15 protein-coding genes and 1 pseudogene are annotated in these 14,607 nt (G+C 63.3%); 5 read left to right on the plus strand and 11 right to left on the minus strand.

Going from position 1 to position 14,607, the window contains the following annotated elements; genetic code table 11:
- The first annotated feature begins 75 nt into the window (after positions 1 to 75).
- Complete coding sequence (locus ACLEJU_RS24690) at positions 76 to 1,074, plus strand: alpha/beta fold hydrolase (protein WP_435424334.1); 999 nt, start codon at positions 76 to 78, stop codon at positions 1,072 to 1,074.
- Here the strand turns inward: ACLEJU_RS24690 and ACLEJU_RS24695 are convergent.
- From ACLEJU_RS24695 to ACLEJU_RS24720, 6 genes are all read right to left on the minus strand, one after another.
- Positions 1,071 to 1,652 carry a DinB family protein gene (locus tag ACLEJU_RS24695; protein ID WP_435424335.1) on the minus strand — a complete coding sequence of 194 codons (582 nt, stop codon included), beginning with the start codon at positions 1,650 to 1,652 and terminating at the stop codon, positions 1,071 to 1,073. The two genes, ACLEJU_RS24690 and ACLEJU_RS24695, sit on opposite strands and share 4 nt — an antisense overlap.
- 12 nt (positions 1,653 to 1,664) lie before the next feature.
- Positions 1,665 to 2,774, minus strand: a complete 1,110-nt coding sequence (zapE, locus tag ACLEJU_RS24700) for a cell division protein ZapE (RefSeq protein WP_435424336.1) — start codon at positions 2,772 to 2,774, stop codon at positions 1,665 to 1,667.
- A gap of 66 nt (positions 2,775 to 2,840) precedes the next feature.
- On the minus strand, positions 2,841 to 3,989 hold the full coding sequence (locus tag ACLEJU_RS24705; RefSeq protein WP_435424337.1) for a PQQ-dependent sugar dehydrogenase: 1,149 nt from the start codon (positions 3,987 to 3,989) through the stop codon (positions 2,841 to 2,843).
- A gap of 45 nt (positions 3,990 to 4,034) precedes the next feature.
- Positions 4,035 to 4,352 (minus strand): hypothetical protein, encoded by a 318-nt coding sequence (locus ACLEJU_RS24710; protein WP_435424338.1) that lies wholly within the window; start codon positions 4,350 to 4,352, stop codon positions 4,035 to 4,037.
- Between the two features lie 136 nt (positions 4,353 to 4,488).
- On the minus strand, positions 4,489 to 5,451 hold the full coding sequence (speB, locus tag ACLEJU_RS24715) for an agmatinase (protein ID WP_435424339.1): 963 nt from the start codon (positions 5,449 to 5,451) through the stop codon (positions 4,489 to 4,491).
- Positions 5,452 to 5,476: 25 nt separating this feature from the next.
- Positions 5,477 to 6,556 carry an extracellular solute-binding protein gene (locus ACLEJU_RS24720; RefSeq protein WP_435424340.1) on the minus strand — a complete coding sequence of 360 codons (1,080 nt, stop codon included), beginning with the start codon at positions 6,554 to 6,556 and terminating at the stop codon, positions 5,477 to 5,479.
- A gap of 102 nt (positions 6,557 to 6,658) precedes the next feature.
- Here ACLEJU_RS24720 and ACLEJU_RS24725 point away from each other — a divergent pair, with 102 nt between their 5' ends.
- Positions 6,659 to 7,549, plus strand: a complete 891-nt coding sequence (locus tag ACLEJU_RS24725; protein WP_435424341.1) for a LysR family transcriptional regulator — start codon at positions 6,659 to 6,661, stop codon at positions 7,547 to 7,549.
- Between the two features lie 103 nt (positions 7,550 to 7,652).
- Here the strand turns inward: ACLEJU_RS24725 and ACLEJU_RS24730 are convergent, their stop codons facing one another.
- From ACLEJU_RS24730 to ACLEJU_RS24740, 3 genes and pseudogenes are all read right to left on the minus strand, one after another.
- Complete coding sequence (locus ACLEJU_RS24730; protein ID WP_435424346.1) at positions 7,653 to 10,076, minus strand: TonB-dependent receptor; 2,424 nt, start codon at positions 10,074 to 10,076, stop codon at positions 7,653 to 7,655.
- Between the two features lie 129 nt (positions 10,077 to 10,205).
- Positions 10,206 to 11,081 (minus strand): FecR family protein, encoded by an 876-nt coding sequence (locus ACLEJU_RS24735; protein WP_435424342.1) that lies wholly within the window; start codon positions 11,079 to 11,081, stop codon positions 10,206 to 10,208.
- A gap of 4 nt (positions 11,082 to 11,085) precedes the next feature.
- A pseudogene (locus tag ACLEJU_RS24740) lies at positions 11,086 to 11,592 on the minus strand (RNA polymerase sigma factor); the annotation flags it as partial.
- 136 nt (positions 11,593 to 11,728) lie between these two features.
- Between ACLEJU_RS24740 and ACLEJU_RS24745 the strand changes: the two are divergent.
- Complete coding sequence (locus ACLEJU_RS24745) at positions 11,729 to 12,217, plus strand: LEA type 2 family protein (RefSeq protein WP_435424343.1); 489 nt, start codon at positions 11,729 to 11,731, stop codon at positions 12,215 to 12,217.
- 9 nt (positions 12,218 to 12,226) lie between these two features.
- Here the strand turns inward: ACLEJU_RS24745 and ACLEJU_RS24750 are convergent, their stop codons facing one another.
- Complete coding sequence (locus ACLEJU_RS24750) at positions 12,227 to 12,490, minus strand: hypothetical protein (RefSeq protein ID WP_435424344.1); 264 nt, start codon at positions 12,488 to 12,490, stop codon at positions 12,227 to 12,229.
- A gap of 130 nt (positions 12,491 to 12,620) precedes the next feature.
- On the opposite strand from ACLEJU_RS24750, the gene ACLEJU_RS24755 reads away from it, so the two are divergent.
- A complete protein-coding gene (locus tag ACLEJU_RS24755; protein WP_103446682.1) occupies positions 12,621 to 12,941 on the plus strand; it encodes a DUF883 family protein in 321 nt (106 codons plus the stop codon).
- A 3-nt stretch (positions 12,942 to 12,944) separates the two neighbouring features.
- Here ACLEJU_RS24755 and ACLEJU_RS24760 read toward each other — a convergent pair whose 3' ends face one another.
- The gene (locus ACLEJU_RS24760; protein WP_159411327.1) at positions 12,945 to 13,562 is read right to left on the minus strand and encodes a tRNA-(ms[2]io[6]A)-hydroxylase; all 618 of its coding nucleotides are present in this window, start codon (positions 13,560 to 13,562) and stop codon (positions 12,945 to 12,947) included.
- 154 nt (positions 13,563 to 13,716) lie between these two features.
- Between ACLEJU_RS24760 and ACLEJU_RS24765 the strand changes: the two genes are divergently transcribed.
- Positions 13,717 to 14,580, plus strand: coding sequence for a universal stress protein (locus ACLEJU_RS24765; RefSeq protein WP_435424345.1), 864 nt, complete (start codon positions 13,717 to 13,719; stop codon positions 14,578 to 14,580).
- Positions 14,581 to 14,607 lie beyond the last annotated feature (27 nt).

Below are 14,607 nucleotides of genomic sequence, written 5' to 3' on the forward strand. Positions count from 1 at the left end.
CTTTAACGTTTAAGGTGGTCCACTGACTGCTACAGTCGTCGCCAATTCCTACATGGTCCGACACGGAGTTCCCCCATGCTGCGCGCAACCGCCCTGGCCTTGGCCTGCCTCATCGGCGCCCCGGCCATCGCCGCCGAATCGCCCACCTACGGCAAACAGCTCGAAGGCTTCAGCTACCCTCACCCACTCAAGCATTTCGACTTCCAATCCCAGGGCCAGCACTTGCAGATGGGCTACATGGATGTGCCGGCCCAGGGCCAGGCCAATGGCCACAGCGTGGTGCTGATGCACGGCAAGAATTTCTGCGCCGCCACCTGGGAGACCACCATCGACGCCTTGAGCCAGGCGGGATACCGTGTGATCGCCCCGGACCAGATCGGCTTCTGCACCTCGAGCAAGCCGGCCCAGTACCAGTACAGCTTTCAGCAGCTGGCGGTGAACACCCATGCCCTGCTCGAACAGCTGGGCGTCAAGCAGGCCATCGTGCTCGGCCACTCCACCGGGGGCATGCTCGCCACCCGCTACGCGCTGATGTACCCGCAGCAGGTCGAGCGCCTGGCGATGGTCAACCCCATCGGCCTGGAAGACTGGAAAGCCCTCGGCGTGCCCTACCGCACGGTGGACCAGTGGTATGCCCGCGAGCTCAAGCTCGATGCCGAAGGCGTGCGCGAATATGAACGCAAGACTTACTACGCGGGGCGCTGGAAGCCCGAATACGAGCGCTGGGTACAGATGCTGGTGGGGCTGAACAAGGGGCCGGGGCATGAGGCTGTAGCGTGGAACTCGGCGCTGATCTACGACATGATTTTCACCCAGCCGGTGTATCACGAGTTCAAGGACCTGAAGATGCCGACCCTGCTGCTGATCGGCGACCAGGACACCACGGCGATCGGCAGCGACATCGCCCCGCCTGAAGTGAAGGCCAAGCTGGGCAAGTACAAGGAACTGGGTCCAGAGGTCGCCAAGCTGATTCCTCAGGGCGAACTGGTGACGTTCGAAGGCATGGGGCATGCGCCGCAGATCGAGGAACCACGGCGCTTCAACCGCACGCTGGTGGAGTGGCTCGGCCGTTAACCCTTCCAGACCTGCGGTTCGCTCCAGCCGAGTTCGGCAAAGTCCAGCGCCCGCAGGTCGGCTTCCTCCTCACAGAAAAACTCATCCAGCTGCGGCGGCCTTACTGCCGTATCACTGAGCATCGCATGCACCTGCCCACGGTGATGGATCTGGTGCTCGAAGAGGTGCGCCAGCAAGCGCAGGCGCTGTTCGCGCTGGATCCGTTCGGGCCGCACGATGTTCACGTAGCGCGCCAGCTGATCGTCCTGCAGCAGGCTGCAATAGGCGATCAGCCGATGATCGGCCTGGGCCTGCTCGGCATGCAGGTCGGTGCAGGTGGCGAACGGTTGCTCCGGCTCGAAGAAGCGGTCGCCATCTGGGTTCGGCGCCTCACCGCGCTGTTCGCACTCGAGCATGTCCAGATAGAACCAGTCCACCGTCAGCAGGTGGTTGAGGGTGGCCTTGATCGACGGGAAGAAGCTGCAACGGGGGGCGACGAACTCGTCGTGGGTCAGTTGCAGGCAGGCCTTGTACAGGCGGTGGTTGGCCCAGCCATTGTTGTAGGCCTGGGTCAGCAGATGATGCGACAGCGGCTCCATGGTTTGGCTCCTTCAGGCGAAGCGTTGCAGTTGCATCTCCCGTAGCCGGCTCAGGGTCCGTTGGTACGGGAACGCCAGATACCCTTGAGTGTAGAGCGCATCGAGCGGAACCTGCGCCTCCAGGTATAGGGCCACCCGGCGGTCGTAGCATTCGTCCACCAGGGCGATGAAGCGGCGCACGGCGTCATCCTTGGGCGACAGCATCGGCAATTCGCGGTCACCTGCCGCGACACGCGCTGCGCCATCTTCGGTGCCACGGGCGATGCGCCCGGCCCGCTGTTCACCGCCCAAGGCCGGGATACCCTCGACCAGGATGGCCGGGAACTGATCGCACAAGGCCATGAACTCCATGGCGGCCAACGGCCGTTCGCAGAGCTCGGTAAAGTGGCACCAGATGGCCTGGGTGCTGCGGCGGATCACCTGGATCTGCCGCGTACCGATCAGCAGGGGTGCGTTGCTGCCGCGGTCATCCGGGCTGAGCTGCTGGAAAACGGCTTCGAGCGCGCCGCCTTTGCTCCCCGCCTCGGCCACCCAGTAACGCTGGCGCTGTGCCCCCGGGTGCAGGCGATGATCCTGCTCGCCGGCCACCGAAAGCACCTGCATGTGCCGCTCGATGGCGCTGATGGCCGGCAGGAAACGCTCGCGATTGAAGCCATCGCGGTAAAGCTGTTGCGGTGGCTGGTTGGAGGTGGCGACCACCACGACCCCGTGATCGAACAGCACCTGGAACAGGCGGCCGAGGATGATCGCATCGCCGATGTCGCTGACGAACAGTTCGTCGAAGCACAACACGCGGATCTGCCCGGCCAGTTCCCGCGCCAGCGCCTTCAACGGGTCGGCAGTGCCGTTGAGCTGGAACAGGCGCTGGTGGACCCAGGCCATGAAATGGTGAAAGTGCTGGCGCCGGGACGGGACGCTGAGGCAGCGGTGGAACAGGTCCATGAGCCAAGTCTTGCCGCGACCGACCGGGCCCCAGAGGTACAGGCCCTGGGGGGTATGACCATGCTCCAGGGCTTCGAAGCAGATTTGCAGTGCATCGACTGCCTGGCCTTGAGCCGGGTCCTGGGCATAACCCTGCTCGCTGAGGGCTTGATGGTAGAGGGTTTGCGGGTCAATGGGCATGGCAGTTCACTTGGCCTGTCAGAGCCCTATTCTCTGCACTGACCCGATCGTCGGCAATATCCTGCTTCAGCCCTCGCTCAACCCCACCTTCAGCAACTCACCATCCTTGGCATCGGTGAGCACATACAGGTAGCCATCCGGCCCCACCCGCACATCACGGATGCGCGCCTTCAGGTTACCCAGCAAGCGCTCTTCATGGACGACCTTGTCGCCATCGAGTTGCAGGCGGATCAGTTCCTGGGTCGCCAGCGCGCCAATGAACAGGTTGTGATCCCAGGCCTTGAAGGTCGGGCTGTCATAGAAAGCCATACCGCTGATGCCGGGCGATTTCTCCCAGACATGGTGCGGGTCGACCATGCCGTCGACATGCTTGCCCTTGGCCTCGGGGATCGGCAGCAGCGAATAGTTGACACCGTGCGTGGCGATCGGCCAGCCATAGTTCTTGCCAGGCTCCGGGATGTTGATCTCGTCGCCGCCACGCGGGCCGTGTTCATGGGTCCAGAGCTTGCCAGTCCAGGGGTTGAGTGCCGCGCCCTGCTGGTTGCGGTGGCCGAACGACCAGATTTCCGGGCGCACATCCTGCTTGCCGACGAAGGGGTTGTCCTTCGGTATTTCGCCGTCGGGCAGGATCCGTACGACCTTGCCCTGCAGCTTGTCGAGGTCCTGGGCGGTCGGGCGCTGGTTGTTCTCGCCCAGGGCGATGAACAGGAAGCCGTCGCGGTCGAATACCAGCCGCGAGCCAAAGTGATTGCCTTCGGAGAGCTTGGGTTGCTGGCGGAAGATCACATTGAAGTTTTCCAGCCGTGCGCGGTCCTCGGACAGCTGGCCACGGCCCACTGCCGTACCGGCCTTGCCATCACTGCCCTCCTCGGCATACGACAGGTACACCGTGCGATCCTTGGCAAACTCCGGCGACAGCACCACATCGAGCAGGCCGCCCTGGCCTTCGGCCCAGACCTTGGGCACGCCGCTGACGGGTGGGCCGACCTTGCCCTCGGCGCTCACCACGCGCAGGTTGCCTGGGCGCTCGGTGACCAGCATGTCCTTGCCACCCGGTAGGAAAGCCAGCGCCCAAGGGTTGCGCAGGCCATCGGCCACGGTGCTGACCGTGAGTTGCCCCTCTTCGCTGGGAAATTGCTGCTCAGGGGCGGCATGGGCCAGCAAGGGCAGCAGCGCAGCGGCGGTCAGGGTGGTCAGCCAGTGGGTTCGGGTCATGCAGGATTCCTTTCTATCTATGGGGTCGCGCTATGCGCTATGGGGTCAGGGCACACGCTGGCTATCACGCGATGGCCGCGTCGGCTCCAGGTTGGGCGCCTGCTGCTGGCGGCGCATGTTGTCGCCATTGCCGATACCGCGGTTATCCAGGCTTGGCGTGCGGTAGATGGGTTGGGTGGACGGGCCGCGAACAGGCGGAGTGGCCGGCATGCTGCCCTGGCGACTATTGGGATTGGCACGCTGGATCGGGCTGTTGTAGGGGTTGTTGTTACTGGCGGCGAGCTGCAAGGGCTGCGTAGGCGCTGCCTGCAGCGGCAGGCCCAGCGTCAAGCCGATGATCAAGGTTGGCATTGTGAGTTTCATGCTTCACCTCCTGTACGAAAAAGCGCACCTTGGGCATTTGGATAGCCTAAGGCGCGAAGGGTTCGCGGCAAAAGTGTGAATGCGATTCCTGATGTTTCAGTATGGGCCTGATGCCAGGGTGCATCAGGCCCGCCGATCACCGGGCGGCATCGATCTTGTGCCGTGCCGCGTACAGGCACAGCATCTCCATGGCCAAGGTGGCCCCGGCCAGCGCGGTGATATCGGCGTGGTCATAGGCCGGCGCCACTTCCACCAGGTCCATGCCCACCAGGTTGATGCCGCGCAGGCCACCGAGGATCTCCAGCGCCTGCACCGTGCTCAAGCCGCCACATACCGGGGTGCCAGTGCCGGGTGCATACGCCGGGTCGAGGCAATCGATGTCGAACGTCAGATACACCGGCCGGTCGCCGACCCGTTGACGGATCGCCGCGATGATCGCTTCGGTGCCCTGGCGGTGCACCTGCCGGGCATCGAGAATGGCGAAGCCCTGGCTGTCGTCATTGGTGGTGCGCAGGCCGATCTGCACCGAGCAGGACGGATCGACCAGGCCCTCGCGGGCGGCATGCCAGAACATGGTGCCATGGTCGATGCGGCCCTCCTCGTCCGGCCAGGTGTCGCTGTGCGCATCGAAGTGGATCAGCGCCAGCGGGCCATGGCGCCGGGCATGGGCCTTGAGCAGCGGGTAACTGATGAAATGGTCACCGCCCAGGGTGAGCATGGCGCAACCGGCTTCAAGAATGTTTTCGGCGTGGGCCTGGATGCTGTCAGGTACCGACTGCGGGGTGCCGCTGTCGAAGGCACAGTCGCCATAGTCGATCACTGCCAAGTGGTCGAACGGGTCAAAGGCCCAGGGCCAGTGGCGCGCCCAGGCCTGCTGTACCGAGGCGGCACGGATTGCACGCGGCCCGAAACGCGCGCCAGGGCGGTTGCTGGTGGCGGTGTCGAACGGCACACCGCTGACCACCACATCCACTCCGCGCAAATCGCGGCTGTAGCGGCGACGGGAGAAACTGGTAATACCGGCGTAGGTACTTTCCGCAGCGGTACCGTACAGGCTGTCGCGGGTCATGGCCTGGTCGTTGTTCTGGGCTTGTTCCACGGTTGGGCTCCTTTAGGGTTATCGGTTACTGGCGGCTGCGAAAAGCCGTCCACAGCCGGTTGCGCTGTCGCAGGTCGGACAGCGCCATGCTGCGGTCGGCATACAGGCGCTCACGCACGTCGGCAGGGGGGTAGATATCCGGATCGTTGCGCACGGCTTCATCCACCAACGGTGTGGCCGCCTGGTTGGCATTGGCGAAGAACAGCGTATTGGTGAGCGCTGCCACCGACTCCGGTTTCAGCATGAACGCGATGAACGCCCGGGCAGCTTCCGGGTGCGGGGCGTCCTTGGGGATGACCAGGTTGTCCTGCCATACCAGCGTGCCTTCACGGGGGATGCGGTAGATCAGCTCGAACGGCTTGCCGGCGCGGCGCGCCTGGTCGGCGGCCATGGCTGCATCGCCGTTGTAGGTCAGCGCCAGGCACACGCTGCCGTTGGCCAGGTCGTTGATCTGCCGGCCATTGGCAACGTAGCTGATCGACGGTTGCAGCTGGTTCAGCAGGTTCTGCGCCGCCGCGAGGTCAGCCTTGTCCTGGCTGTAGGGGTCCTTGCCAAGGTAGTTGAGGGCGACGCCGATCACTTCCTGGGGCGAGTCCGGCATGGCGATGCCGCACTCCTTGAGGCGGCTGGCGTACTCGGGTTTGAACAGCAGGTCGAGGCTGTCCAGCGGCACATCGCCCAGGCGCTGGCGCACTGCCTCGACATTCACCCCAAGGCCCAGGGTGCCCCAGGTGTAAGGCACCGCGTACCGGTTGCCTGGGTCGGCCTCGGCCAGCTTGGCCAGCAGGTCCTTGTCGAGGTTGGCGTAACCGGGCATGCCTTGCGCATCGAGCGGTTGCAGGGCATTGGCCTTCAGCGCCCGGGCCAGTACGGTGGCGGACGGCACGACCACGTCGTAGCCGCTGCGGCCGGTGAGCAGCTTGGTTTCGAGGACTTCGGTGGTGTCGAAGGTGTCGTAGCGCACCTTGTAGCCGGTTTCCTTTTCAAAGCGCTGGAGGGTTTCCGGGGCGACATAGTCGGCCCAGCTGTATAGATTGACGACCTTTTCTTCGGCCTGCAGCGGCAGGGCCAGGATCAGGGACAACAGGCACAGCGATCGACGCATGACGGGCACCTCGGCAAATGGGTGGATGCCGCCAGCATGCCAGCCGGGTAACATTGCAAGAATGGCAAGTTTGCAAAGCTGACATTCATCGGGAGCAATGTGATGCTCGGACAACTGCACGACCCCGACCTGCACCTGCTGCGGCTGTTCGTCACTGTAGTAGAGGCCGGCGGCTTCAGTGCTGCCCAAGGCGTTCTGGGCTTGAGCCAACCCACCATCAGCCAGCGCATGGCGCAACTGGAAACACGCCTGGGTTACCGCCTGTGCAGCCGCGGCAAAGGCGGCTTTCGCCTGACCGACAAGGGCGAGTTGCTGCTGGAGGCGGCACGAGGCCTGTTGCTGAACATCGAGTTGTTCCGCCAGCAGGCCAACGGCGTGGCCGGGCGCCTGCTGGGCACGGTGCGGGTGGGCATGGCCGAGAACCAGGATGCGGCCGTGAGCTTGCGCCTGGCCTCGGCCATTTCACGCTTTCGTGGGCGCGAGGAGTCGGTGCAGCTGGAGCTGATCAGCGCCCCCCCGGCGGAGCTGGAGCGGCTGCTGCTGGAGCAACGGCTGGACTTTGCCATCAGCTATTTTTCCGGCAACCAGGCGGCGTTCGACTATCAGCCGTTGTTCGAGGAGCGGCAGCGTTTGTACTGCGGCAAGGGGCATGCGCTGTTCGATGCGGCCGAGGTGACCCATGAACAGTTGCTGGAGGCGGATCAGGTGCGCCATCCCTACCGCTTCCTCAAAGGCGGCGAGTCGTTCCAGAGCCGGCGCAGCATGGCAGTGGCGGAGCAGATCGAGAGCGTGCTGACGTTGATTCTGTCAGGGCGGCATATTGGTTATCTGCCCTGTCACTGTGCGGCGAGCTGGGAAGAACAGGGGATGTTGCGGCCGCTGGATCCGGAGCTGGATTTTATAGTGCCCTTCACCTTGGCCCGGCATCGGGCACAGGTGCCTGGGGAGGCGCAGGTGGCATTTGTAGAGGATTTGCTGGACGCGTTCTCCTGAACTGGCCTCTTCGCGGGACAAGCCCGCTCCCACAATGGCCGCGCAGACGCTGAACCTGTAGGAGCGGGCTTGCCCGCGAAAGGGCCAGTTGAGCCAACGACAATCAGTAAGCCATGCTCCAGGTCAGAGTGTAGGTGCGCCCACGGCCCTGGTAGTCATACAGATAGGCCGGTCCATAGGTCGGCGAGTAGAACAACGTCGCCCGCTGCCCCCACACGGTGCTGTACTGCTTGTCCAGCAGGTTCTGGATCCCCGCGCTGAAGGTCCCGAAGCCGGTGTCCTGGCTGCCCAGAAGGTCGAAGGTGGTGTAGCCGTCGATCTCATGGTCGGCATCGTCCTTCAGGCTGAAGGCATGGTTGGCCTGCAGCCGCGCGCTGCGGCCATCGCCCTTCCAGCCGACGAACGCGGTGGCCTTGGACAGCGAGGCATAGCGGGCATCGCGCTTGATCCAGCCGCCGTCGGTATCTTCCTCCTCGGAACGGGTCAGGTGAAGGGTACCCCCCGCCTCCCAGCCCGTCTGGAAGTGCCGGGTCAACGCGCCTTCAAAGCCGAAGTCACGGCTCTTCTGGTCTTCGACGTTGATGGTCAGGGTTTGCGAGTCGACATTGATGATCTTGTCCGACCAGATGTAGTACAGCGCCGCCTGCGCGTCCCAATCCAGGTCGGCATAACGCCAACCCAGTTCGACCTGGCGGCTCTTGATGCCGGCCAGCGGGTTGTCCGCGACGCTCAGGCCAGGCTTGCCGTAGTACTTGGCCGGGTCCGGCAGGTCGAAGCCTTCGCCATAGTTGGTCCACACCTGGTGGCCGTTCTTGAAGTCATAGATGGCGCCGACGTTGTACAGGTTGACCTCATAGTCGTTGCTGCCACCGGGCACGCCCTTGAAGTCGCTGACATCCACATCCATCTGCTGGCGCCGGGCGCCGCCAGACAAGGTGAGGTTGTCGGTGGCATGCCAGTCGAGCTGGGCGTACACCGAAACGCCATCGACCCGATAGCTGGGATAGCGCTCGGCCTTGCTCTGCTTGTCCAGGTCCAGGCCGCCGCTTTCGGATGAAGTCAGGGCATCGAAGGTGGTCTGGTCGGCATTGAAGCGCTCGCGGTCCAGGTCGACGCCATAGGTGAGCTTGAGGGTATCCCACTGCTTGGCGAACAGGCCCTTGAGGCTGGTGACCTCGAAGTTCTGCTGCGAGGCGGCGAAGTACACGCCGCGCGCACCGGTCGGCGTGGCGCGGTTGTAGTACGGGAAGGGATAGAAGTTGTCGTTTTCCTTGCGGTATGAGGCCTGCAGGTAGAAGTCCTGGCCTAGCACATCGGTGTGGTGGTAGTTGGCGTTGAGCAGCAGGCGCCGGGTGCGTGGCTCCAGGTCCGAGGAATAGCCGCCGCGCAACTCGGCATCCTCCAGGTCGGAGGGGGCGTTGTAGTTCAGGTTGGGGAAGTAGATACCGGTACTGCCGTGGTTGCCGGAGTCGTAGTACTGGGCCAGCAGGTCGAGGCTTTGTTCATCGGTGAGCTTCAGGCCGAGGGTGCCTAGCACGTCGATGGTGCGGTTGTACTGCAGGTCGGTCTGGGTGTTGTCGATGAAGATCTGATCGCCCGCACCATCGTAGAACGCTTCGTTCTGCTCGCCGGAGATTCCCAGGCGCCCGCTGACTCGCTCGTTGCCGCCACTGACCGACTGGGCGAAGCGGGTGGCCAGGTCGTCGCTGTTGTTGAAGCCACTGCTGGCGCCCAGCTGGGTTTCGAAGCGGGCCGGGCCTGGCTCGCCCTTCTTGGTGACGATGTTGATGATGCCGCCGGTGGCGCCACCGCCGTAGATCGCACTGGCACCGGAGAGTACCTCGACGCGTTCGACGTTGAACGGTGAAATGCTGTCGAACTGGCGCGACAGGCCGCGCGAGCTGTTCTGGCTGACACCATCGATCATCACCAGCACATTGCGCCCACGCATGTTCTGGCCGTAGTTGGTGCGCCCTTCGGGCGCCAGGTCGAGGCCTGGCACCAGTTTGCCGATGGCTTCCTTGAGGCTGACACCACTGTCGATCTGTTCGCGCAGCTGCTGTTGGTCAACCACCCACACCGTGCCGGGGATTTCGCTGATGGCACTGCTGGTGCGCGAGGCAACGCTGACTTCGATGGGCTTGAGGTTGACCGCCTGCGGCGCAGGCGCGGCCTTGCGCAGGGTGACCGTGCGCGCATCGTTGAACTGCCAGGCCATGTCGCTGCCGGCCAGCATCAGCTGCAGCGCCTGTTCGATGCTGTAGCTGCCTTGCAGCGCCGGGCTGCTCAGGCCTGCCACATCCCCCGTGGTGTACAGCAAGTGCAGGCCGGCCTGGTCGGCGAATGCGGTCAAAGCCTGATCCAGAGGTTGCGCCGGCAGCTCCAGTTGAACCTGGCGCGCCTGAACCTGTGCTGGCACGTCTGTGACGGCCCATGCCTGCAGGGGACCGGCGAACATGGCCAGGGCACTGCAGGACATCAAGGCATGGTGAAGGCGACCGCCGCGACGGTGGGTGGGCATGGGCAAAAGAGGCACGAATGAGCTTCCAGACAAGTCGTAAATGAGAATGGGTTGCTGATCAGTCCCACTACGACGTTCTGGCTTGCACGAACTTGCAGCGCCAAATGAAAAAATTTTCGATTATTTTTTACAGGCTCAGTGCACTACGGCCAGCCACGGCAGGTAGGTGACCTTGAGGCCGTAACGCTGCTCCAGCGTGCGCAGCAGGGCCTGTGGCTCGCTCAGGTCGAATACGCCACTGACTTCGAGTGCCGAGAGCGTATGGTCGGAGAGCAGAATGCGGCCGTGCTGGTAGCGTTCGAGCTCGGCCAGCACTTGCCCCAACGGTTTGCCATTGAAGATCAGCTTGCCCCGCTGCCAGGCCGTCTGCGCGCTGGCGTCGGCTGCGATGGCCAGGCTGTGATCGCCGAGCCGCGCTTCACCTTTGGCCAGCACCACATGGCCGTCACGGCGCACGCTGAAGGTTGCCGCACTACCCTGCACGGCCTCACCGGCGGTTTCGACCACGAAGGGACGTGGGTCATTGGTAGTTTCGAACAGGGCCTCGCCGGCCTCGAGCGTCACCCTGCGTTCGCCAGCGCTAAAGGCCACGTTGAGCGCGCTGCCGCTGTTGAGCAGTACCCGCGAACCATCGGCTAGGGTAATGCTCTGCTGCTCGCCAATGCCCGTGTGATAGTCCGCCAACCACACTGGCGCTTGTTGCCAGCCGCCGTAAACTGCCACCAGCAGCACCAGGGAGGCGGCGATGCCCGTTGCCCAATGGCGCCTGCGGCGGCGCGCGGGCGCTGCTTCAAACACTTGGGCAGCCTGCGTATGACCGAGATCCTGCCACAGCGCTTCGGCCTCATGCGCCGCCTCGGCATGTGCGGGGCTCAGCTGGCACCAGCGCTGGTAGCGTGCCAGTTCGGTAGCACTGGCATGGCCCGAGTGCAACAGTACCTGCCAGTCGAGGGCATCGTCGGACAAGTCACTGATCGGCTGCGGAGCGTGCATGGTCGGGGTATCAGTCATGGTTGTGCTTGAGCCAGTCGCGGCAATGGCGCAGGGCCTGGCCGATGTATTTTGCCACCATGCTCTCGGAAACGCCCAGCCGTTGCGCGATCTGCGCCTGGGTCAGGCCCTCGACCCGATTGAGCAGCAACGCCTGGCGAGCATTACTGGACAACTGCAGCAGTGCTTCATCGAGTATCTGCAGGCGCTCACGGGCCAGCAGTGTCGCCTCTGGAGCTGGCGCCGGGCAGGCCACCTCCCCTGCGCCATCGCTGTCCTCATGGCTGGCTGCGATGCGCTGCTCACGGCGCAGCGCGTCAATGGCCAGGTTGCCGGCCACACGGAAGATGAAGCTGCGCGCATGCAGCACCGGCACCGCCTGCTCTTCGATCTTCACCAGCTTCAGGTACGTCTCCTGCGCAACGTCGGCGGCACGCTGCCGGTCGCTCATGCGCCGGGTAAGAAACTGCAGCAGGTCGTCGTAGTGCTCCTGGAAACTTGCCAGCAGACCGGACACGGGAGACGTCAGCATGGGGTAGAAGCACTGCCAGTAGGAGGAATTGTCGGGCGTTAATGAGAAACAGTATCTTTCATAAGACCCAACACTTTCAACGTTGCCGCGCATTTGCCACACTGCAAGCACTACTGTGTCGGCAAGGTCCTTACCCATGGCTGCCCGTTTACGCCACTCCCTTCGTCTGCTGCTGGTCCTGATGCTGGCCACTTGGCTTAGCGCCTGCGCGCTGTTCCAGGCCGGCGACCCGCTGAACATCAGCGTGATCGGCATCGAGCCGCTGCCGGGGCAGGAGCTGGAAATGCGCATGGCGGTGAAAATGAGGGTGCAGAACCCAAACAAATCGGCCATCGACTACAACGGCATTGCGCTGAACCTGGAGGTCAATGGTCAGCCGCTGGCGGCCGGTGTAAGCGACCAGCAAGGACACATCGGCCGCTACGACGAGGCCGTGATCGTGGTGCCGGTGAGCATCACGGCGTTCGCCTTCCTGCGCCAGGCCTATGGCCTGGGCAAGCTCGATTCGCTGCAAGGGATGCCCTACAAGCTGCGTGGCAAGCTCGCCGGCGGGCCGTTGGGCACCGTGCGCTTCACTGACGAGGGCAAGCTGGACCTGCCCAAGGAGGGCAGCCTGTATTGGTAGGGGTATGGTTCAGCGATTGGCGCTGGCGGCGGCCATCATCTTGTTGACTTCGCTGCGGACCATGCTGGCGTATTCCGGCGGCGACAGATTGTCCAGCTCGGTACGCACCCATTCCGCCCACTTGCCTTTGCGGCGTGGTTTTTCGGCGATCAGCCGCGCGGCTTCACCCTTGGCCTTGCCCAGGTTGTTCTGCCACATCTCGAACAGCCGGGCCTTTTCTGCCTCGATCTGCGCCCGTTCCTCGAAGCTCATGTTGGCCAGATTGAAACTCATGAAGGTACCTGCCTGTTGAAAATGGCCGCTATCTTACACCCTGGCGTCGCATCATCGGCAAAGCCGTCGCAACTTTCCTGGCGCGCAGGCATCCATTGTTCAAACCACCCCCATCGACGAGGACGTGTTCATGGCCCGAAAAACCGCCGCACTGGCCGACAGTGATCAGATCAAGGACCAGGTGTTCAGTGAACTGCAGGCATTGATTGAAGAATCGGAAAAACTGCTCAACGAAAGCGCCGCGCTGGTTGGCGAAGAAGCTGAGACCCTGCGTGCGCAGGTCAGCCTGAAACTGCGCCAGGCGCGCGAGGCCGCCGGCCAGGTGCGGGCCAAGGCGCAACCGGTGGTGGAGGCCACCCAGGACTATATCGGTGGCCATCCATGGCAGACCGTGGCCGTGTCTGCAGGCTTCGGCCTGGTGATCGGCCTGCTGCTGGGGCGCCGCTACTAGGCGTCAGGCAGCTTGCGCCATCGGGATACCGCTGTGGAAGCGTAGCTCCTGATCGGGAGACTGGATCAGCTCCGCTTCCGCTGCGCGTACCAGTTCGACGCGGCGGGCGATGTCCGCCTCCTCCCCGTATTGGTGGGCCAGCTTCAGGTAACCCTGATAATGGCGGGCTTCGCTTTTGAGCAGGCCGTGATAGAAGGTACCTAGCTCCTCATCGAGGTGTGGCACCAAGGCCGCAAAACGCTCGCAACTACGGGCCTCGATGAATGCCCCGACCACCAGGGTATCCACCAGCTTCACCGGCTCGTGGGCGCGAACCAGGCGGCGCAGGCCAGACGCATAACGCCCAGCCGAAACCGGCCGCAGCGGCACGCCGCGACGCTTCATCAACCGCAGGACCTGCTCGTGATGCACCAGCTCTTCACGGGCCAGGCGCGACATCATGTTGATCAGGTCCAGGTGGGTGTTGTACTTGGCGATCAGGCTGAGGGCGGTGCTCGCTGCCTTGAACTCGCAGTTCTTGTGATCGATCAGCAGGGTTTCCTGGTCGGCGAGGGCCGCTTCGATCCAGGCATCTGGGGTCGGGCAGCCGAGGAAGGCATCGATTTCGGGGATCAGCGACATTAACGAACAACCACACTGGACAGGCAGGACCGGCGATTATACCGACGGCGGCGGGCAGCACCAGTGACTATGCTTGATGTACATCAAGCGGCGATGCGGGAGGCGCCGACTATATTCAAGCATTGGTCGCAACCTTTGAAGGGAGTTCACGCCCATGCAAGCTGTCCGTAGCATCCTCGTCGTCCTCGACCCCGAACATGCCCATAGCCGTGCGCTGACCCGGGCCAAGCTGATTGCCGGCGTGACCGGTGCTCGTCTGCATCTGCTGATGTGTGACAAGAAGCATGACCACAGTGCGTTGCTCAGTTTGCTCAGTAGCCAGTTGCATGATGATGGTTATGACAACGTGAGCCATGAGCAGACCTGGCATGAGACCTTGCATGAATCGATCATCGCCGTGCAGCAGGCCGAAGGTTGTGAACTGGTAATCAAGGAACATCGACCGGATAACCCCATGAAGAAGGCATTGCTGACCCCGACCGACTGGAAGCTGCTGCGTCAGTGCCCCTGTGCGGTATTGATGGTCAAGAGTGAGCGGCCCTGGACAGGTGGTGTGATCCTCGCAGCGGTGGATGTGGGCAACCAGGACCAGGACCATCGTCGCCTGCACACCAGCATCATCGACCACGGCTATGCCATTGCCGGGTTGGCCAAGGGCGACCTGCATGTCGTCAGTGCGCACCCCTCCCCTATGCTATCCGCGTCAGACCCGGTTTATCAGTTGAGCGAGACCATCGAAAAGCGCTATCGGGAAGCCTGCAGCGCGTTCCAGGCCGAGTTCGACATCAGTGAAGATCGCCTGCATGTCGCAGAGGGGCCGGCGGATGTGCTGATACCCCATTTTGAAAAGCAGCTCGATGCCGTTGTCACAGTGATCGGCACAGTTGCGCGCACCGGGATTTCCGGGGCCCTGATCGGTAATACCTCGGAAGTGGTGCTCGATGCGCTGGAAGGCGATGTGCTGGTGCTCAAAAGCGAGGAGGCAACGGCGCACCTGGCAGAGGTCGCCCGAGGCTGACGGTTTTCTTTCGCCGGAAAAAGCCGG

Origin of the sequence: Pseudomonas sp. SMN11, from assembly GCF_052041945.1 — a bacterium.
Lineage (GTDB): Bacteria > Pseudomonadota > Gammaproteobacteria > Pseudomonadales > Pseudomonadaceae > Aquipseudomonas.